Here is a 19,719-nt window from a genome sequence, read left to right as displayed (position 1 = left end):
CATCCACGCTAGCACAGTTAGCGGCAATTCCCATGGCCCCCATGAACTTGCTATGACTTAGGCAGTTCAAAGAATAGATAAAGAGGTAACACCGCTCATATGTCCCTTTTGCAAATCGAGCGCCAAGGCGCTGTCACCATTCTGACGATTGACCGCGCAGAGACTATGAACCCGCTCGGCAGTCCGGGCGACGGGGATGAGTTTGCGCGTGTGTGTAACGAGATCAACCGCGACATGAGCGTTTCCTGCGTCGTGATGACCGGCGCGGGCCGTGCGTTTTCGGCTGGCGGTGACATTAAGGCGATGCGCGACAAGACAGGCACATTTGGTGGCAGCACGCCTGCGATTTCTGATGGTTATCGCAACAACATTCACATGATGCTGCGCGCGCTGCATTCGATCCGCGTGCCGGTGATTGCAGCCGTCAACGGTCCGGCAATCGGGCTTGGCTGCGATGTGGCGTGCCTCGCCGATATTCGCATTGCGAGCGACAAGGCGAAATTCGGTGTGACCTTCCTCAAGCTTGGCATCATCCCTGGTGATGGCGGCACCTGGATTTTGCCGCGCGTGATCGGGATGAGCCGGGCGGCTGATCTTTTCTATACCGGCGATGTGATTGATGCGGCCACCGCTCAGGACTGGGGTCTGGTGAGCAATGTGGTGCCCCATGACACCCTTTTGGATGAGGCCATGGCGAAGGCTGAAAAGATCGCGAGCATGCCACCGCATTCCTTGCGCCAATCGAAAATGCTGCTGCGTCAGGGGCAGCAGATCAATTATGACACCGCGCTCGAAATGGCAGCCAACACGCAGGCGATGATGCATATGACCGACGATCACGCGGAAGGTGTCGCCGCCCTGATCGAAAAGCGCAGTGCCCAGTTCAAGGGGCAGTAGTCAGAGCCAACTGCAATGCGCAAAGTCGCGACCAAGCTCCTGATCATTGTCGCTGCCTCATATTTGCTGGTGCTGATGATCCTGTTCGTCTTCCAGGCTCGCTTCATCTATCCCGCGCCGCAAACCCAATCAGCATTGCCTCAAGGTTTTGAGGAGGTGATGATCGATACGTGCGATGGTCTGAGCTTGCGCAGCTTCTATCGTGAAGCTGAACCTGATCAGCCAACGCTGGTCTATTTTCACGGCAATAGCGGGACTTTGACCGGTGCGAAGGTCGCAACGCAGCCTTTGGCCGAGGCGGGCGTCGGCCTGCTTTTGGTGGAGTATCGCGGGTATGCAGGTCACGCTGGTGAACCGGGCGAAGAGGGCTTTTATCGCGACGGTGACGCTGCGATGGCGTGGCTGGAAGCAAGGGGCATTGCGCGGGAGTTGACGATCATCCGGGGCAATTCGCTTGGCACCGGCGTTGCAACCGAAATGGCCTTGCGCCACCAGCCTGCCGCGCTGATATTGACAGCGCCCTTCACCAGCTTGCCGGATGTTGCTGCAAGCAGCCTGCCGATCTTTCCGGTGCGTTTGCTGATGCGTGATACGTTCGACAACGCGGCAAAGCTTCCCAAGCTTACCATGCCGATCCTGATCCAGCACGGCACGATGGATGAAGTGGTTCCGTTTGAACTGGGGCTTGCGCTTAGCCAAACCAATTCAGCTGTCGAATTCCAGCGCTTTGAGGGGTCGGGTCACGGTCTTGCCTTCGAGCGTGGATCAGGAGAGGCGCGGGCTCAGTGGATTAGAGGGCTTGGCCTTAATCGCGCGCGTTAAAACCAGCGCCAGATGCCAGCTGGAATCCCGCCAAGAGGCATGTGGAGCCAGGTGAAGAAGACGAAGAATATGAGGCCGACGGTCCAGGGCAGGGGCCCTGCTTTGGCAAAAGCTGAAAGACGCGGCCAGAAGCTGGTCTTTGCCTCCCATTCGCCCCACGCCTCACTCATCAACTCACGCTTTTTCCCGTCCTGAAGATGCGCGCCTACGAGCGCCAGAATACCCATTGCAGTTGCCGTGATGGTCGTGCGCCAGCTCCAATGGATCACAATATGCGCAAGCGCCCACAGGGCAAAGCTCCACATCATGGGATGGCGCGTGATCGTGAAAACGCCCTTGGGCTCGGCGCGCGCTTGCTCCTTTGCCATAGGTGTGGGGAGTGCCGGATTGCCGAGGAACGACCCTGCGAGCAGGATCATTGCCGGAAGACTCAGCAAAGTTGCGATCGCCCATCCGATCTCGCCCGAACCAGGCAAATCGGCAACCGGTGATGCGACGAAGGCAAAGTAAATCGCGGCAAAGGTCGCCAAACTCACCACGGAGTAGGCCACCTGGAACAATTGCTCTCCCAAAAGGCCGACCAGCGGCGCTCGCAATTGATGTGACATCAGGAAATGCGTGCCGACAAAGGCGATATTGGCGAGAACTAAGGCAATGAGCGATGGGTCCATAATGTAAAATGTAACATCGCTTCTCCGCAAAGCCTAGGGTTGCTGCGATATGTCAGTGGGTATGCCAGTGGGTATAATCGTCGCCTGAGCGACCGCGACGTGGATGGCATCATTGCCGGGGTTTTCCGCAAAGACATCGGCGCGCACAATCGCTTGGCGTTTGCCGGATTTGATGACCTGCCCCTTGGCGCGGAGCCGCTCCCCTTTGGCAGGGCGCAGAAAGTTGATCGTATAGCCTCCGGTCACGACATCGCCCAAGACCGAGGTACCCGCCCATGCACAGGCGTTGTCAGCCATCAGTCCCACGATGCCCCCATGGGCAAAGCCGTGATGCTGCGTCATCTCGGGGCGCATTTCGAGCAGCAATTCGGATTGGCCATCCCAAACCCGGATAGGCTCAACTTGCAGCCAATTGGAAAAGCCCGAGCGCGCCACGGCGACCCGCTTCATATATTCAATCGATGCCTCGGGACTGTCAAAACGGGATTGAGGCATTGGAACTCTCCTTTAAGTCTGATTTACAGACTTTATGCCTCTTGCCAGCCTCTATGGCAAGTCTGCTATACAGACTGAATGAAAAGCTATGAACCCTCCCGCTCCCCATGCCCCATTGGCCGCGCTGCCCGTGTGCTGGGTGATCGGTGGGTAATCCTGATAATGCGCGAGGTTTACCTTGGCGCAGAGCGGTTTGAGGATTTCATCGAACCGCTTGGCATTAACCGCGCGGCGCTCACTTCAAGGTTGAAGATGATGCAGGAGGCGGGACTGCTGAGGCGCGAGCCACCAGAGGGCAAGCGTGCGCGCTATCTGCTGACCGAAAAGGCGAAGGCCCTGGCACCGGTCTTTAAAGAAATGGCAAATTGGGGCGCGGAGCACCTGTTTGCAGACGGCGAACAGCCCACCCGCTGGCCTTCCTGACAGGTCTTAGCGTCCCTCAATAGAGATCAATTCTACCTTGAACAGCAGCGTTGCGCCGCCCGGAATGGGGCCACGTCCGCGCGGACCGTAGGCAAGGGTTGCTGGCGCTGCGAGCTCGATTGTTTCGCCTACACGCATCTGTGGGATCGCCATTTCCCATGCCGGGATAAGGCCGCTCAAGGGGAAGGTCGCAGGGGTGCCGCGATCAAAAGAGCTGTCGAATGTCTCGCCATCGACGAAAGTGCCTGCATAATGCACTGTCACTGTGTCGGAAGGCGTCGGGCTGTCCCCGGTGCCGCGATACTCAAGGTAGCGCCAGCGAAGACCGCCTTCCATTGTGTACCAACCATCCGAGGTTTGAAGCCCTGACAGATAGGCCTGTTGCGCATTGTGATAGGCGCGCTCGGCGAGCTCCGTGCTTGTTGAGGGGCCGGTGGGTTGCGCAGAATTAGCCGTGCTTTGGCCAAGCGCTGGGGCAGCGTACCCGAAGCCAATCAAAAGCGCAGCAGGCGAAAGGGCGAGCGCGCATGCCGGTTTGCTAAAAGCCATGAAGTTCAGGTTCCTATATCGGGCGGAGGCAGGTTCATTTCGGCCCTGCCTCCGAACGGCTTGCTTATGCAGTTGTAGCTGTCGCTTTCGCGGCATTGGCCATATCTTCTGAATGCTCCCCGGCATCGTCGGTCAGCGTGTCGAGATGCATCAGCTTTTTGACCAGCGGGCTGACAATGCAAACCAAGATACCAACGCCTGTCGCCACAAGGCCCATTGCCCAGTAAACTTCGAGCGCCGCCTCACGGGTCATCTCGCCGCCTTCGCCTTGGCCCATTAGCGCGCCCATCGCGCCCGCGACAAAATTGCCGCCCGCCGTGCCGAAGAAGAAGGCCGCCATCATAAGGCTGGCCATGTGCTTTACCGACAAACGGTTGATCGCAGACAAGCCAACCGGGCTGAGGCAAAGCTCACCCGTGGTGGAAAGCAGATAGAAGATGAAGATGAACAGTACCGGCGTCAGCAGAACGCCTGCGTCTCCCGTGGTGCTGAAGTTTTCAGCGCCCCAGACGGTGACGATGAACGCCAGGCCCATTTGCGCAATGCCAAGGCCCATCTTGGCAGGGGTTGAAGGCTCGATCCCCGTGCGCGCCATCCACTGCCAGCAAATCGCGAAGATCGGGCCTAACAGCACGATATAAATCGCATTGATCGACTGGAAGAAAGTGGTGGGGACACCGCCGCGATCAACATAGCGATCAGTAAACAGGTTCATCGAGCCACCGGCTTGTTCGAACAGGCCCCAGAAAAGTGGCATCAGGAGGATGAAAAAGATCATCGCATAAACCCGCTCGCGCGCCTCTTTATCGAGTTTGAAGCTTTCATAAAGAACGTAACCGAGAAGAGCGATTCCAGAGACCAGCAGGATGCCGCCGACCGCTTCCTGATACTGGATCAGGACCCAGATCACCGCAACGCCTGCAAAGCCGACACCATAAAGCAGCCATTCGAAATTGAAGCCTGCAACCTTCTCTTTGAGCTTGGCAGGCACAGGCGGTTCGCCATTGCCGCGCAGCAAGCTCTTGCCAAGAACGAAGACCACAAGTCCCAGCAGCATACCAAAGCCGGCAAGCCCAAAGCCAAGCGCCCAGCTCACCGTTTCACCAAGATAGGCAGCGATAAGGACACCAGTGGCCGCGCCCAGGTTAATCCCGACGTAAAAGATCGTGTAGGCCCCATCGCGGCGCGTATCCGTGCGCGAGTACAGCTGTCCCACGAGCACTGAGATGTTTGCTTTGAGGAAGCCTGATCCAACGATGATAAGCGCCAGCGCAAGCCAGAAAATGTTGAGCGTGGTGCCATCGCTTTGATAGCCGGAGCCATCGCCCTCGAATGCCATAAAGAAGTGGCCAAGCGTCAAAAGGATCGCGCCAAACGCCACCGCTTTTCGCTGGCCCAGATACCGGTCGGCCAGCCAACCGCCGAGCACCGGCGTGATGTAAACAAGGCTGGTGTAAGCGCCATAGATCAGGTTCGCGCTACCATCAGAATACAGCCAGTGCTTTACCAGATAAAGGATCAGCAAAGCGCGCATGCCGTAGTAGGAGAAACGCTCCCACATTTCGGCAAAGAAGAGCATATACAGGCCCTTGGGGTGACCCATGACCTCTTCTTGCTGACGGGTGAGCGCAAATGCACCTGCCACCAGAAAGCCTGCTAACGCGATAGTTGCGATTAATGCCGCCCAGTCGGCGTAATTCCACAAGGCAATGTCTTTGAGCTCGCCCATTTGCGTTCCCGATCCCTCATAAATTGTCACAGCCCGCATTCCCCGGCGGGCCTCTATGGGCGCGCACCCTAGCGGGCATTTTCCTCATGTGAAGCTTTTGTTTCGCCGCTCCCACACAATCTTGCGCCGCAAACCGCCGGTTCTGCGTTGCTTTACGCGAGTGAGTGTATTATGGCACTGAGGCACCGAATGAGGCGAATATGACAGTAAAACTCCCATGACCCAGGCTAGACCCGTTTATCTCAAGCTGCGCGATCAGATTGCCGCCGGCATTATCCAGGGCGATTACGCCGAAGGGGCCATGCTGCCCTCGGTGCGAACCTTGGCAGCAGAAGAAGGGGCGAACCCTTTGACTGTCGCAAAGGCCTATCAGCAGTTTCAAAACGATGGTCTGGTGGAGGTCCGGCGAGGTGTCGGCATGTATGTAGTCAAAGGGGCTGCCGCCGTGTTGCGCAAGCGTGAGCGCGAGCAGTTTCTGGCCGAGGAATGGCCCGAAATCCGCGCCCGGATGAAACGTCTCGGGATCAAAGCAGCGGACCTTGTCGAGCAGAATTAGGGCCTGATCGGGGCACTTATCCGGGTGGTAGGTCCATTGTGGGGCAATTTTGCACTCAGATAAAACCCTCTATCCTTGCGATTTCTCTCTTCCTCTGGCACTAATGAACTGTAGTCAGGGCTCTACGGGTCTGGGTCCGGACGCAAAAGACGGCTGTTAAAGGCCGCGGCGCCGATAGTGCACGGGCAGGTGCAAAACCTTAAGCTCGGAGGACATAATGATACGATCCGAATTGCTCAGCGAACTTCATAAAGACAATCCCGATCTTCGCGCGGACGAAGTTGAACAGGTTGTCGATATTTTCTTTGACGAAATCACACAGCGCCTTGCAGAGGGCGGCCGCGTTGAATTGCGCGGGTTTGGTGCGTTCTCGACCCGCGAGCGTGAGGCGCGCGTCGGTCGAAATCCGCGCACCGGCGATGCCGTGAGTGTACCGGCCAAGCGTGTCCCGTACTTCAAAGCGGGCAAAGAAATCAAAAACCGCCTCAACGGCGAGTAGATTTCGCAAAGTTCACGAGTTGCCCTTGGCGGCATCTCTGCTATCTCGCGCATCTGCGCGCCCGGTAAACATCGGGCCGCTCCCTTGAAGGCGGCCTAAGCTGCGCCTTTTCTCAGGGTTCTTTGCGGGTGTGGCGGAATGGTAGACGCCGGGGACTTAAAATCCCCTGATCCTATAGATCGTGTGGGTTCGAGTCCCACCACCCGCACCAATCCGGCCATAGCACGCGAGCAAGCGTCTCTTCTGTCACCTTTGGTGGAGATCAGGTTGATCCCTCCTAGGGGAGATTTCGCAAGAGACATTTCTCCTCCTTTAACGCTGTGTTTCCAGTCTTGACCTAAGTCTCAGTAAGATTCCCTTCCGCGCTGTGTTCTTGATCGAGCGAGCGTGATCTGACGGTGGTGTATGGATAGCATAACTGGCAGTCATCGAATGACGACGGAACCTGGCCAAGGCCGGGACGATGAAGCCTGCGCGTCCGAAATCGGATTTGCCACAGCGCAGCCTCAGCGCGCTCGCTCCGAGCGGCACAACCTCTTCATCCGGGCCGCGAAACTGGTTGGCCCACAAGGGGAATTTGTGTGCGTAGTGCGGGACGTGTCGACCACGGGTATCGGCATTCGTCTTTTTCATGCCCCGCCCACCGGGGAGCCTATCGAGCTGCACATGCCGGACGGCGGCATATACGAGCTTCGCCAGATGCGGCAGGATGGAAATCTTGCGGGATATGAGTTTGCGCAAGAGATCGATCTGGCAGGGTTTCTCGCAAACAATCCTGAATTTCCAAAGCGCGGGCTCCGGCTGAACCTCTTTTTTCCGGTATCGGTGCGAACTCTCACGGATGAGCAGGATGCGATTGTCGAAAACCTCTCCCAGCACGGCGCGCGCCTGTCATCTGAGGAAAGATATGCGATCGATCAAAGCCTGCTCGTCGAATGCCCTGAGGACGAGGTGAGCTTTGGTCAGGTGCGCGCAAAAGTGCGCTGGCGCCGTGACAACAATTACGGCCTCGCCTTTGACAGGACCCTCTCTCTTGAGGAATTCGCAAAGCTTGCGGCCGCGCTGCAATGTCCGGATCTTTTGAAGCCGGATCATCCGGGCCCTCACCCGTCAATCGGTTAGGCTGCGTAATGCGAGCCGAAATTTCGAGAAATTTACGGGTTTTACCGCCTGTGTTTACGGCTCGCTAACCAATTTCCTTCACTTCCGTTCGTGACCTGATCGCAAAGGTGCAGATCAGACGCTCAAACGGGGACCATTCATGACGCAAACGCGCGTTCAACAGCCTGGAACTAAAGACTGCGATGTTGCCATTATCGGGGCAGGACCAGCAGGTCTGACCGCCGGATATCTGCTGACCAAGCAGGGCAAATCGGTCGTCATCATCGAAAAAGATGAAACCTATGTAGGCGGAATCAGCCGCACGGTTGAGCACGAAGGTTACCGCTTTGACATTGGCGGGCACCGGTTCTTCTCGAAGAGCCAGGAGGTCGTGGACCTTTGGAATGAAATCCTTCCCGACGATTTTATCCAGCGCCCGCGCATGAGCCGCATCTATTATGAGGGTAAGTTCTACTCCTACCCCCTTCGCGCATTCGAGGCGCTTTGGAACCTTGGCATTTGGCGCTCGACAATCTGCATGGCGAGCTATCTCAAATACAAAGTCTTCCCGATCAAGAATGTGAAGAGCTTCGAGGATTGGACCACCAATCAGTTCGGCAAAAAGCTCTATTCGATTTTCTTCAAGACCTACACCGAGAAGGTGTGGGGCATGCCGTGTGACGAGATGAGCGCCGATTGGGCAGCGCAGCGTATCAAGGGCCTCTCGCTCTGGGGCGCGGTTGTTGACGGGCTTAAACGTTCGCTTGGCCTCAATAAGAAACCCAATGACGGGCAGGAAGTCAAAACCCTGCTTGAAACCTTCCGTTATCCGCGGCTTGGCCCAGGCATGATGTGGGATGCGGCGCGCGATCACATTCTGGCGACGGGCAAGGGCGAGGTCCTGATGGGTCATGCGCTTGAGCGGGTTGCGGACGATGGCAATGGCTGGACCATGACCGCGAAGGGCGAGAATGGCACTGCGCAAATCCGGGCGAAGCACGTTATCAGCTCGGCACCGATGCGCGAGCTTTCCAAGCGTATTCACCCGCTGCCGCAATCAACGCTCAAAGCCGATAAGCTGCGCTACCGCGACTTCCTTACGGTGGCATTGATGGTGAAGTCCGAGGACCTCTTCCCGGACAACTGGATCTACATCCATGACGAGCGCGTCCAAGTGGGCCGCGTGCAAAACTTCCGCAGCTGGTCGCCCGAGATGATCCCGGATGAGAGCATGGCCTGTGTCGGGCTTGAGTACTTCTGTTTTGAAGGGGACGGGCTGTGGTCTTCCTCTGATGAAGACCTTATTGCGCAAGCCACCCGCGAAATGGAAATCCTGGGTCTGTGCGATCCTGCCAAGGTGGTCAGCGGCGCGGTTGTTCGTCAGGAAAAGGCGTATCCCGTCTATGACGACGATTACGAAGCCAATGTCGATGCGATGCGTCATGAGCTTGAGGAAAAACACCCGAGCCTCCACCTCGTAGGGCGCAACGGCATGCACCGTTACAACAACCAGGACCACGCGATGATGACCGCAATGCTGACGGTTGAGAACATCATTGCTGGCAAGCGGGTTTACGATACGTGGTGCGTCAATGAGGACGCCGAATATCACGAGGCAGGTGATGAGGGCGCCGAAAAGGCGATCCCTGCAAGTGACGAGACCAAGCCTCTCAGCGAAGATCAGGTCGCAGCGCTCACCTCTTTGCGCGGTGTGCCAGAGCGCATTGCTCCAGAAAAAGCCGCCGAAGAGAGCAGAAAGCGCGCCTGATGCGTTACCGCCGGCCCTTGATCTGGCGGATCGCCGATGTGCGGTTCATCCGGTATCTGCTCGCGAGCGTTGGCGCGCTGGCGGTGGATTTCGGGAGCTTCCTTGCGTTGATGGCGCTTGGGGTCATGGCGGTCCCGGCCTCAGCCATCGGATATTCGCTAGGCATCTTCGCGCACTGGCTCATGTCCAGCAGAGCGGTGTTTCAGGACCGTGTCGCAGACGCTGGCTCACAGCGTTCGCGCCAAAAGGCGTTGTTCGTCATCTCGGCTCTTGTCGGCCTTGGCCTGACCACGTTGATTGTTGGTCTTGGTGATTGGAGCGGGCTTGACCCGCGCCTTGCCAAACTTGCAGCGATTGGCGTGAGTTTCTTGGCGACATGGGTGATCCGCGCGAAAGTCGTTTTCCGCGAGGAGGCCTCACCGAACCATTCGTCGCCGAACCACTCGCCAACTACAAGCGTATGACGCCATGTTGGGGGCCAGCCACATAGAACGCCGCCGATCTGCCTTTCCAAAGGCATTTCTGAAAAAAGCGGGCCTTGTTTGGGCCCTGGTCAGCGCGTTTCTGATTGCGATCAACTGGAACACGATTGCGAGCCTCCATTTCTCCGATCCAGACGATATCCTGCGCCTGATCCAGGTGCGCGATCTTTTGGCCGGGCAAAGCTGGTTTGATCTGACCCAATACCGCGTCGACGCGGCCGGCGGCGGGGTTGCCATGCATTGGTCGCGGCTGGTCGATATCCCTCTGGCGCTTGTCATCCTCGCGTTGACCCCGTTGATCGGCACCGCCATGGCCGAGACTGCGGCGATTGTTATCGTGCCACTGATCACGCTTGCTTGCGTGATGGTGCTGGCCTCGCGCATCGCCTGGCGTCTTTGGGGTGATGAGGAAGCGACGCTAACCGCTCTGGTGATTGTCATTTCGATCCCCGTCCTGTTTCAGCTTTCGCCCATGCGGATTGATCACCACGGGTGGCAATTGGTCTGCGCGCTTGCGGCGGTGAATGGCTTGCTTTCGCGTTCAGCGGTTCGCGGCGGCTGGATTATCGGGGCAAGTTTCGCTGCATGGCTTTCGATTTCCATCGAAGGCCTGCCCTTGGCCGCGATCACCTTTGTTGTTCTTGCCCTGCGCTGGCTTCGCGATCCCAAGGCGCACGGCTGGCTCGTCAGCGCTATTCAATCGCTTGCTCTGGTGAGCGCGGCCTTGTTTGCCCTCACGCGCGGGTTTGGCGATCTTGTCACCTATTGCGATGCCATCAGTCCGGTCCACCTTGCCATGTTCGGCTGGGGAGCGCTGTGTCTGACGCTTCTGGCTCAGCCTGCGCGCGTACCCTTCGGCCTGAGGCTCGCCGGCTTTGCGCTTGCGGGCGGCGGCGCGCTCGCAATGATGCTCTCAGCAGCGCCTGGGTGCGCAACCGGCGGCGGATTTGCGCAAGTTGATCCTCTGGTTGCCGATATCTGGCTTTCCAACGTGCTTGAAGGGCGGCCTTTGTGGGAGCAGGTTCTCGCAATCGCGCTCCAATATATCGCAGCGCCTTTGATCGCGATTTTTGCATGCCTTCAGTTGATGGTTCGCTCGCACGTGGGTCTGCGCGAATTCTGGCGTGACTATGCGTTGATTGTTGGCGGCGCTTTGGCGGTTTCGATCCTCGTCGCTCGTACAGGCGCAGTCGCTTGCGTTCTCGCCAGCCCGCTTGTCGCCTGGCAATTGCGCCGCTGGATGAAAACCATCCGCATGATGGAGAGCCCTCTCCCCCGAATGGCGGCCATGCTGGGCGTGGCCTGCGCGCTGCTGCCAGCGATCCCGGCCTTGCTCCTGACAAGCGCTATGCCCGTGCGTGCTTCGGTAGGGGGCGCAGCAGATGTGCCGATCCGCGTGGCCGATTGCCGGGTGCAGGATGCAGCCGATACTCTGAACGCATTGCCCGAAGGCGAGATCTACGCCCTGCTCGACATTGCACCCGAACTGCTTTTGGTGAGCGATCACACGGTCGTCGCAACCGGGCACCACCGGGGACACAGCGCGATGAAAGTGCTGATCGAAACGGCTATCGGCACGGGGGAAATGGCGCGCAAAACACTGATTGCGCGCGGATCAAGCTATGTTGCCATGTGCCCTGCGCTTTACGAAGCGCGCACTTATGCGAATATCGATCCAGCGGGCTTTGTGCCGCAATTGGCCAAAGGGGATGTGCCCGAATGGCTGGAGCCCGTGGCCGTGCCTGACGGGAATGGCCTGAAACTTTGGCGGGTTAAGCCGGAATGAAGTCCCCCTCGGCCTTAAGCCGGAATGAAGTCCATCGCGACGCCGTTGATGCAGTGACGCTTGCCCGTTGGACGCGGGCCATCGCCGAAAATGTGACCCAAATGCCCGCCACAATCGGCACAGTGCACTTCGGTGCGGGGATAGCCGATCTTGTAGTCGGTCGAGGTGCCAACCGCGCCTTTGTCGATCGGCTGCCAGAAGCTGGGCCAGCCCGTGCCGCTGTCATATTTGTGCGCGCTTGAATATAGGCGGTTGCCGCAGCCTGCGCATACAAAGGTGCCGCGGCGCTTCTCTTTGTCAAGGGGCGAGGAATATGCCCGCTCGGTCCCCGCATCGCGCAGCACGTAATATTCAGAGCGCGTAAGCTTGCGCCGCCATTGTGCTTCGGTCTTGGTTACGCGGAAATTGCCATTGGCCGTGCGCGCCTGAACTTCGGACCCGCATCCGCTTAAAAACGGCAGCATGGCAACGATCCCGCTGGTGGCGAGGAACGAACGGCGGTTGGTCTTTTGTGACGGCATGTGAGAGCCTCCAATAAACACTGGTTTCACTCAGTGAATACGTAAGCCAGGCGCAAAAGGTTACACTTTGGCCGCCGAAACAATCAAAATTCGGTGATTTCGACCTCGAGCTTGCGGAAACCGTGCACGAAATTGGCGCGCACCCGCTCGACATCACCGGCCACGTGAACCCGCATCCGCCGCTTGTGCATTTCTTCAAGAAGAATGCGCAATTGCAGTTCAGCCAGACGCGCACCCACACAGCGGTGAATGCCATAACCAAAGGCGATGTGACGCTTGGCATTTTCGCGGGTGAGGTCGAGCTTGTGGGGGTCAGGGAAGATTTCTTCCTCGTGATTGGCAGCCAGATACCAAAGAACGACCTTGTCGCCCTTCTTGATCGTCTTGCCAAACACTTCGGTGTCTTCGGTGCAGGTGCGGCGCATATGCGCAAGCGGTGTCTGCATCCGCAGCATTTCCTGAACCGCGTTTGGAATGATGTCGGGGTTCTCTTCGAACTTCTTGCGCTGATCCGGGAATTTGTCGAGCGCGTGGACGAAGCCGCTCATCGAATTGCGGGTGGTGTCATTGCCGCCCACGATAAGCAGGATGAGATTGCCCATGAATTCCTCGGGGCGCATCTGGTTCATCGCCTCGGAGTGGATCATCATCGAGATGAGATCGTCGCCGGGCTCTTTATCCTGCGTCCGCTCGATCCAGAGCGATTGGAAATAGGCCGCCATTTCGTGGAGGAAATTCCAGCGCATCTCGTCCAGCTCGCGCACGGTGGCAAGCTCCGTATCGCCTGCCCAATCCGACCAGAAAGTGAGCATCCGGCGGTCTTCCCATGGGAAGCCGAACAGGATGGCGAGCATGCCGGTCGTAAGTTCGATAGAGACCTTGTCGACCCAATCAAATACCTCGCCGCGCGGCAACGAATTGAGCAGTTCGCCGGTTCGTGCACGGATCTCCGGCTCCATTGCGGCCATGCCGGATGGCGTGAATTTTGGGGCAACGGTGCGGCGCTGGCCGGTGTGCTGCGGGCGGTCCATCGCAATAAACATCGGCAATTCGCGCCGGTCGGTGCCTGCCTCGGCGAGTTCTTCTTCGCTCAGCCGGTCAAGGATCGTGATCCCGCCATGTTCCCAACTGGATGAGAACACTTCAGGCAAAGCTTCGATATGCTGGATCGCCTTGTGGCCGACCACCGACCAATAGGGACCAAAGGGGCTGTCATCGATATAGTGGAGCGGGCCAGCCGCCTGCATCTCGGCAACAATTGGCTGCCATTTGTCCTCGTAGTAAATGTCCGAGCGGCTCAAATCCCATTTGTGGGAGTGCGTCGGAACATCCTCGGGATGCTTGGCGAAATGCTCGGTCAGCGCCTTGTAAGCGGTGGGCGAAGTGCGCACTTCGGGACGCGCCGTTGGATTGTGCGGTGCTACGGTGGCCATGTCTCTCTCCTGTAGGAAGCGCGACTCTTCTCTCGTCGCACTATCCCCTCAAGTGTCATCCTGCCTTAACTGACAGCAATGTCAATATGAGTTTTGATCCGCCACTTATCCGGCAAACTACTCGGCAGGCTCCATCCCGGTCCGTTTGCGGCCAAAGAACGAGCGCCGCTTTTTGGTGCCCCTCTGCGTTCCGGCATTGCCCGATTTCATAACCTTCTTGCGGAAGAGCATAGAGCCGCCTTTGACGAGCAGGCCGACCCAAAGCATCTGCCACGCAAGCGCACCGATGTGGGTCCACAAGGTCTCTTCCAAAGCCGCGCGGGCAAGCATCGCAAAGGGCGAAGACAACGGGAAGGCAATCGCCACCATCTCAAGCGCGGAGCCCGGCTGTGTGATGGTGTAGGCGGCAAGGAAGAACACCATAAGCTGCATCATGGTGACGGGCATGGACATGGTCTGCACTTCCCGCACTGTGCTCGCCATTGCGCCAATGGTGAGAAACAATGCGCCCAAAAGCAGATATGCCATGGAGAAATATAGGACGCCGAGCACAAGGAACATCGTCCAGCCAACCGCAGGGCCGGGAAGCTCGCGGAAATTTGTCTGTGTGACGGTCACAATCGCGTCTTCTGCAATCGCCCAAAAGCCCCAGCCAAGCGTGCCCCAAACGGCAATCCCGACAAATGATACGCCCAACATTGCGAACAATTTGCCCATGAATACCGAATCCATCGGGATCGCAGCGGCAAGGATTTCGATGACTTTGTTCCCCTTTTCTTCGGCGAGATTGGACAGCACCATTCCAGCCAAAAGCATGGTCAAAAGGAACATCACCATTTGCGCAGCTTGCGCTGTACGAATGCGGTTTGTGCGTTCGGACGCGGCGCTCGATGTGACTGTTGTCGTTTGCGAGGAGGGAACCGTAAGCGGGCTTGCCGCCATCGCCTCGGCTGCCATCAGTTCAACAGGGCCTTTCCACCGCCGGACTTGCCCTTCAGTGCCGACCACTTCGGGCGCGCTGAGAGTGCCCGTGATGATCGCAGCGTAATTGCCTCTGCGCTCTTCCATGAATGCGCGCGCGTCAAAAGCGGGATCGTCCGCTGCCTCGGTGACTTCGCGCAAAACCGGGACAGCGCCACCAAGCTGCGGGGCGAGCCTGTCGCGCGCTGCCATAAGGGCTGCGCTATCGTCTGCGGCCATTGCAACGCCCACTTCGATGACGGCGGCCTGGCGCGATACTTGCCCGCCAATGCTGCCAGCAAGCCCGCCTACCAGCACTGGAAACAGCGGGCCAATGAGGAAGAACAGGAACGCGCGGCTGAACAGGACAGCGACAAAATCGCGGCGCGCGATTACCCATGCCGCTTCGAGTTTTGACAGACGCGGCGATGCGTTGATTGCAGCTTGGCCGTCGGCGCTCATTTGGCGTCTCCTTGTTGATCCGCCTCAAGCTGACGGGCAGCGGCCTCGCCTGCGATAGCGACGAAAGCATCGTGCAGACCCGCACGCTCGATAGAGAGCGACAAGATACCCGCTTCCCCTTCGATCAAAGTCTTGAGCAGCGGTTCAACCCCTGTTTCGGGCAGCGGGAAGTAGAAGAAATCGCCTTCGCGCCGCGTCTCTTCGGGAAGGGCGCTGGTCCATCCTCCCTCGCGGGCCCGGGTTTCAAGCCGGACTTGTGCCGGGATGCGGTCACGCGCGGTTTCAACGCTGCCCGCATAAGGGACTTTGCCCCCGGCAATGATCGCCACGCCTTCACACAAACGTTCTGCATGGTGGATGACGTGAGTGGAGAAGATCACCGTCACGCCGTCTTCGGCAAGGTTGCGGATCATCCCTTCAAGTTTGCCCTGATTGATCGCGTCGAGCCCCGAGAAAGGCTCATCCAGCACCACAAGGCGCGGGCGATGGACCAGAGTGCCGAGCAATTGCACGGTTTGCGCCATGCCTTTGGAAAGCTGGCGGATGGTGCGGTTTGCGGCGTGCGCCAGATCGTGGCGCTCCAGCAATTCCATGCCCCGCTTGCGTCCTTCGGCCAGGGAAAGCCCGCGAAGAGCGCCCATAAAGGCAATCGCCTCGATGGACTTCATCGCAGGGTAAAGCCCGCGTTCTTCCGGCAGGTAGCCGATAAGGCGGCCAATATCGTGGGGTCGGTCGTGGCCAAAGATCATGCGCACGCCGTCATCAGGATCGATAATGCCCAGCAGCATCCGCAAAGTTGTCGTCTTGCCTGCGCCATTGGGGCCGAGCACACCGTAAATCGCGCCCTCGGGCACAGAAAGATCGACGCCATCGACGGCCTTCGTGCCGTCAAAGCTTTTGACGAGCCCGCGCGCCTCTATGGCCAAGGGACGATCCTCGGCATTCGCACCTGATTGGAGGCTTGTATAAAGTGGTGAGCCGTTGTCTGGCGTCATGTGATCATTTACCGGCATATGCATGAAAAGGGCAGTTAAGGCGTGAAACTGAACGGGAGCAACCCCAACCATGGTTAACGGGCCTGTAACTTCTGGGTTAGAAGAGCGCATTGACGCCAAGGCAAAAGAGCTTGGTTTCGCCAGTGTTGGCTTCACGACAGCTGCAGAAGATCCCTTGCGCGCCAAACGGCTTGAAGAATGGCTGGGGGAAGGGCGTCACGCCACCATGGAGTGGATGGAAAACCGCCTCCACCACCGCCGCTCTCCGCGAGGGTTATGGCCAGAGGCCAAGAGCGTCATAGCGCTTGGCATGAGCTATGCGCCTGCGCTTGATCCCCTCGCACTCGAAGAGGAGGCAACCCGCGCACGCATCTCTGTCTATGCGCAAGGGAAAGACTATCATGATGTCGTCAAGAAAAGGCTGAAAACACTGGCCCGGTGGCTGGTGGACGCGGTGCCGGGAACCGAGCTGAAGGTCTTCGTCGATACAGCGCCCGTGATGGAAAAACCCTTAGGCGAGGCCTCGGGGATAGGCTGGCAGGGCAAGCATACGAATTTGGTGAGCCCGGATCATGGCAGCTGGCTGTTTCTGGGCGCGATTTATACGACGCTAAAGTTGGAGCCATCGACACCTCACCGCGACCAATGCGGGTCGTGCCGCGCGTGCCTCGACAGCTGCCCCACCGATGCCTTCCCCAATGCGTACACTCTCGATGCAGGCCGCTGCATTTCATACCTCACGATTGAGCATAAAGGCCCGATTGCGGAGGAATTTCGCGCGCCCTTGGGCAATCGCATCTATGGCTGTGATGATTGTCTGGCGGTGTGCCCGTGGAACAAATTTGCCAGCGAGGCCTATGCCGCAAGCGAATTTCTGCCCCGCGCTGAGCTGACCGCGCCGCGATTGGCGGAACTGCTGGCGCTTGATGATGCAGGGTTTCGCGCGCTTTTTTCCGGCTCTCCGATAAAGCGGATCGGGCGCGACCGCTTTGTGAGAAACTGCCTTTATGCAGCAGGCAATAGCGGGGAGGCGGGGCTTGTCGTTCCGGTGGAGGCGCTTTTGAACGACCCCGACCCGGCAGTGGCCGATGCAGCCCATTGGGCAAAAATGCAGCTCACCTAGTCTTCTTCGTTGTGCTCGCCCAGGCGCGGTGCGTGGGGAAGCGGGCCTTGCTCCCAATCGCTAAACCGGTTGGGATCGCGCATTTGGTAAAGGGCCCCTTCGCTCGGGTGCTCAGAGTGTTCGAAGAAGCCGCTGGCGTGCAAGTGCTCGTCCTTGATAACGTCATCAAGGTCCACCGCCGGCATGCACGGAATGTTTGCAGCCCGCAGGATTTCCAGGCATTCAGCGGTGGTCTTTTGCCTAGTCAGCTCGCCAATGCGGGTGTAGAGTTCGGGCGCGGCACTGATAATGTTGCGCGGGTTTTTCCAGCGTTCGTCGGATGCCATTTCCTTGTCACCCAAAAGACCAACCACCAGCGGGAAATGCGGAAGGATATAGGGCACGATGCTGATCCAGCCGTCCTTGGTCTGGAAGGGCTGTCGGTTGGGGTCGACCTGCCTGCCATAGCCCGCGCCAGAATTGGGCGGGTCAAAGGTGTGACCGTCCAGATGCTCTTTCAGCATGAAGCTTGCGAATGCCTCGAACATCGGCACTTCGATGTGCTGTCCGCGCCCTGTACGCAGGCGGTGGGTGATCGCAGCCAGCGTGGCATAGGCGGCGTGCAGTCCTGCGACCTTGTCTGCGATGAGCGAGGGGAGATAGCGCGGGCGTTCATCCCCATCGACGCGCGGCAGGAGTGACGTCGTGCCGGTCGCGGCCTGAATGACGTCATCATAGGCTTGCAGGCCTGCATAGGGACCGCCTGATCCAAAGCCGACGCAGTGGACGTAGATAATGCCAGGATTAAGCGCCTTTACCGCTTCATAGCCAAAGCCGAGCCTGCCAATCGCCTCTTCCCGCACATTGTGGATGAACACGTCTGCTTCACTCAACAGGGTGCGCAACCGCTCCACGTCCTTCGCCTGTTTAAGGTCGAGCATCAATGATTTCTTGCCGCGATTGAGCGCAATAAAGCCGGGGCCCATGCCCGGTGTTTTCGCAGGCTTTGCCCCGTAGCGGTACACATCGCCGCCCGGCGCCTCGATCTTGGTGACGTGGGCCCCGTAATCGGCCAAAATCTGCGTTGCATAGGGGCCAAAGACAACGCTTGTGAGGTCAACGACTTTGATGCCTTCGAGCATAGGCTGGTTGTCTTGAATGCTGGCTGGCAAGGCTGGTCTCACATCATCTCTTTGATGGGGACATCTGCATCTGCGAGGAGCGCTGGATCGATGCGGTCTGGCCCGTTTTCGAGGAGTTTGCGACCCTGTACATAGTCCTTCATCGTTCCGACACAGTCAAAAGCGATAGGCCTGCCTTCCTTCATATAGACCACGGTGAATTTGCGGGTCGCAGGGTCCCCGCGCACGATCGTGTCGTCATATCCGATGTTCAGCCCGGCGGTCTGGAGCTTCAAATCATATTGGTTGGACCAGAACCACGGCAGAGCGTGATAGGGCTGTTTGTCGCCCATGATCGCCTTTGCCACTGTGTTGGCCATATCATTGGCGTTTTGCACCGATTCCAGGCGGATGACGGCGCTGTCAGCAAAGGGATTGGCGTGGGCTGCACAATCTCCAATCGCGAAAACATCGTCCAGTGTCGTGCGGCAGAAGACATCGACATCCACTCCGTTGGAGCCCGCTGCCCCTGCCGCGATGAGCGGGGCGACGGCCGGCACAATTCCGATCCCGACGATCACCATGTCGCAGGCAAGTGTTTCCCCATTGTCGAGCAAAACACCGGTGACTTTGCCGTCTTCGCCAATGACTTCGGAGACACCTTGCGAGAGGCGAATATCGACGCCCTGGCGTTTGTGCTCTTCGGCATAAAATTCTGAAATGGCCCGACCAGCGACACGGGCGAGCAAGCGGTCCTGCATTTCGACCACGGTGACGTCGCATTCGAGTTTGCGAAGGACAGCGGCTGCTTCGAGCCCGATGTACCCGCCGCCAATAACAACAGCGCGCTTCGCACCCGCTTCAAGCGCTGCCATCATGCCATCTGCATCGCGCTTGTCGCGGACATAGAAAATGCCCGTGAGATTGGCGCCCGGAATGCCGAGCCGCCGAGGATCCGCACCGCCCGCCCAAATCAATTTGCGATAGCCGATCTGCGATCCGTCCGAGAGGGTCAGGGTATGACGCATCCAGTCAATGTCTGTGACACCGCTTCCAAGACGAAGTTCTACACCCTTGTCCGCCCAGAACTTCTCAGGCCGGATCATGATGCGTTCAAACGCCTTGTCGCCTGCAAGATATTCCTTGGACAAAGGCGGGCGTTCATATGGCGGACTGGCCTCGCGCCCGATCATCATGATCGAACCTACGTGCCCTTGTTGGCGAAGGGCAATGGCCGCCTGGGCGCCGCCGTGACCGGTGCCAACAATCACGATATCGGCAGAGGCCGAAGCTGTTCCTGTGTCGCTCATAGACTGCGCGTTCGCCCAAAAACGGCCCTTACGTCAA

Annotated in this window: 20 protein-coding genes and 1 tRNA gene; 11 read left to right on the top strand and 10 right to left on the bottom strand. The window is 58.3% G+C overall.

Annotated features, from left to right (window positions below; translation table 11 throughout):
• Positions 1 to 99: 99 nt before the first annotated feature.
• Together AC0V6Q_RS11135 and AC0V6Q_RS11130 are read left to right on the top strand one after the other, a co-directional pair.
• A complete protein-coding gene (locus tag AC0V6Q_RS11135; protein ID WP_486168445.1) occupies positions 100 to 897 on the top strand; it encodes a crotonase/enoyl-CoA hydratase family protein in 798 nt (265 codons plus the stop codon).
• A 15-nt stretch (positions 898 to 912) separates the two neighbouring features.
• Entirely contained in the window at positions 913 to 1,719 is an 807-nt protein-coding gene (locus AC0V6Q_RS11130; RefSeq protein WP_486168444.1) for an alpha/beta hydrolase, read from the top strand.
• On the opposite strand, the gene AC0V6Q_RS11125 is transcribed toward AC0V6Q_RS11130, so the two are convergent.
• The gene (locus tag AC0V6Q_RS11125; protein ID WP_486168443.1) at positions 1,716 to 2,390 is read right to left on the bottom strand and encodes an NnrU family protein; all 675 of its coding nucleotides are present in this window, start codon (positions 2,388 to 2,390) and stop codon (positions 1,716 to 1,718) included. The two genes, AC0V6Q_RS11130 and AC0V6Q_RS11125, sit on opposite strands and share 4 nt — an antisense overlap.
• A gap of 33 nt (positions 2,391 to 2,423) precedes the next feature.
• A complete protein-coding gene (locus AC0V6Q_RS11120; RefSeq protein WP_486168442.1) occupies positions 2,424 to 2,885 on the bottom strand; it encodes a PaaI family thioesterase in 462 nt (153 codons plus the stop codon).
• A gap of 78 nt (positions 2,886 to 2,963) precedes the next feature.
• Here AC0V6Q_RS11120 and AC0V6Q_RS11115 point away from each other — a divergent pair, with 78 nt between their 5' ends.
• Complete coding sequence (locus AC0V6Q_RS11115) at positions 2,964 to 3,308, top strand: winged helix-turn-helix transcriptional regulator (RefSeq protein ID WP_486168441.1); 345 nt, start codon at positions 2,964 to 2,966, stop codon at positions 3,306 to 3,308.
• Positions 3,309 to 3,314: 6 nt separating this feature from the next.
• Here the strand turns inward: AC0V6Q_RS11115 and AC0V6Q_RS11110 are convergent, their stop codons facing one another.
• Complete coding sequence (locus AC0V6Q_RS11110) at positions 3,315 to 3,857, bottom strand: FKBP-type peptidyl-prolyl cis-trans isomerase (protein WP_486168440.1); 543 nt, start codon at positions 3,855 to 3,857, stop codon at positions 3,315 to 3,317.
• Positions 3,858 to 3,921: 64 nt separating this feature from the next.
• Positions 3,922 to 5,586, bottom strand: coding sequence for a peptide MFS transporter (locus AC0V6Q_RS11105; RefSeq protein WP_486169302.1), 1,665 nt, complete (start codon positions 5,584 to 5,586; stop codon positions 3,922 to 3,924).
• A 217-nt stretch (positions 5,587 to 5,803) separates the two neighbouring features.
• Here AC0V6Q_RS11105 and AC0V6Q_RS11100 point away from each other — a divergent pair, with 217 nt between their 5' ends.
• The 7 genes from AC0V6Q_RS11100 to AC0V6Q_RS11070 all read left to right on the top strand — a co-directional run bounded on the left by AC0V6Q_RS11100 (position 5,804) and on the right by AC0V6Q_RS11070 (position 11,778).
• Complete coding sequence (locus AC0V6Q_RS11100; protein WP_486168439.1) at positions 5,804 to 6,142, top strand: GntR family transcriptional regulator; 339 nt, start codon at positions 5,804 to 5,806, stop codon at positions 6,140 to 6,142.
• Positions 6,143 to 6,359: 217 nt separating this feature from the next.
• Complete coding sequence (locus AC0V6Q_RS11095) at positions 6,360 to 6,641, top strand: integration host factor subunit beta (RefSeq protein WP_486168438.1); 282 nt, start codon at positions 6,360 to 6,362, stop codon at positions 6,639 to 6,641.
• A 124-nt stretch (positions 6,642 to 6,765) separates the two neighbouring features.
• Positions 6,766 to 6,852, top strand: a tRNA-Leu gene (locus tag AC0V6Q_RS11090).
• Positions 6,853 to 7,073: 221 nt separating this feature from the next.
• Positions 7,074 to 7,763, top strand: a complete 690-nt coding sequence (locus tag AC0V6Q_RS11085; RefSeq protein ID WP_486168437.1) for a PilZ domain-containing protein — start codon at positions 7,074 to 7,076, stop codon at positions 7,761 to 7,763.
• Positions 7,764 to 7,902: 139 nt separating this feature from the next.
• Positions 7,903 to 9,510: an NAD(P)/FAD-dependent oxidoreductase gene (locus AC0V6Q_RS11080; RefSeq protein ID WP_486168436.1), complete on the top strand. Its 1,608-nt coding sequence runs from the start codon at positions 7,903 to 7,905 to the stop codon at positions 9,508 to 9,510.
• Positions 9,510 to 9,974: a GtrA family protein gene (locus tag AC0V6Q_RS11075; protein WP_486168435.1), complete on the top strand. Its 465-nt coding sequence runs from the start codon at positions 9,510 to 9,512 to the stop codon at positions 9,972 to 9,974. Before AC0V6Q_RS11080 ends, AC0V6Q_RS11075 begins: the two co-directional genes overlap by 1 nt.
• Positions 9,975 to 9,978: 4 nt before the next feature.
• Entirely contained in the window at positions 9,979 to 11,778 is a 1,800-nt protein-coding gene (locus AC0V6Q_RS11070; protein WP_486168434.1) for a hypothetical protein, read from the top strand.
• 14 nt (positions 11,779 to 11,792) lie between these two features.
• Here AC0V6Q_RS11070 and msrB read toward each other — a convergent pair whose 3' ends face one another.
• The 4 genes from msrB to AC0V6Q_RS11050 all read right to left on the bottom strand — a co-directional run bounded on the left by msrB (position 11,793) and on the right by AC0V6Q_RS11050 (position 16,149).
• Complete coding sequence (gene msrB, locus AC0V6Q_RS11065; RefSeq protein ID WP_486168433.1) at positions 11,793 to 12,299, bottom strand: peptide-methionine (R)-S-oxide reductase MsrB; 507 nt, start codon at positions 12,297 to 12,299, stop codon at positions 11,793 to 11,795.
• A gap of 83 nt (positions 12,300 to 12,382) precedes the next feature.
• Positions 12,383 to 13,732: a cytochrome P450 gene (locus AC0V6Q_RS11060; protein ID WP_486168432.1), complete on the bottom strand. Its 1,350-nt coding sequence runs from the start codon at positions 13,730 to 13,732 to the stop codon at positions 12,383 to 12,385.
• Positions 13,733 to 13,849: 117 nt separating this feature from the next.
• A complete protein-coding gene (locus tag AC0V6Q_RS11055) occupies positions 13,850 to 15,154 on the bottom strand; it encodes an ABC transporter permease (RefSeq protein ID WP_486168431.1) in 1,305 nt (434 codons plus the stop codon).
• Positions 15,151 to 16,149 (bottom strand): ABC transporter ATP-binding protein, encoded by a 999-nt coding sequence (locus AC0V6Q_RS11050; RefSeq protein WP_486168430.1) that lies wholly within the window; start codon positions 16,147 to 16,149, stop codon positions 15,151 to 15,153. The genes AC0V6Q_RS11055 and AC0V6Q_RS11050 overlap by 4 nt, the downstream gene beginning before the upstream one ends.
• A gap of 70 nt (positions 16,150 to 16,219) precedes the next feature.
• Here AC0V6Q_RS11050 and queG point away from each other — a divergent pair, with 70 nt between their 5' ends.
• A complete protein-coding gene (gene queG, locus AC0V6Q_RS11045; RefSeq protein WP_486168429.1) occupies positions 16,220 to 17,272 on the top strand; it encodes a tRNA epoxyqueuosine(34) reductase QueG in 1,053 nt (350 codons plus the stop codon).
• Here the strand turns inward: queG and AC0V6Q_RS11040 are convergent.
• Complete coding sequence (locus AC0V6Q_RS11040; RefSeq protein WP_486168428.1) at positions 17,269 to 18,435, bottom strand: CaiB/BaiF CoA transferase family protein; 1,167 nt, start codon at positions 18,433 to 18,435, stop codon at positions 17,269 to 17,271. The two genes, queG and AC0V6Q_RS11040, sit on opposite strands and share 4 nt — an antisense overlap.
• A complete protein-coding gene (locus AC0V6Q_RS11035) occupies positions 18,432 to 19,682 on the bottom strand; it encodes an NAD(P)/FAD-dependent oxidoreductase (protein WP_486168427.1) in 1,251 nt (416 codons plus the stop codon). Before AC0V6Q_RS11035 ends, AC0V6Q_RS11040 begins: the two co-directional genes overlap by 4 nt.
• Positions 19,683 to 19,719 lie beyond the last annotated feature (37 nt).

The organism is Erythrobacter sp. S227 (assembly GCF_057364925.1).
Note: the sequence above shows the minus strand (reverse complement) of the source record. Positions and strands in the feature narration are given on the sequence as shown.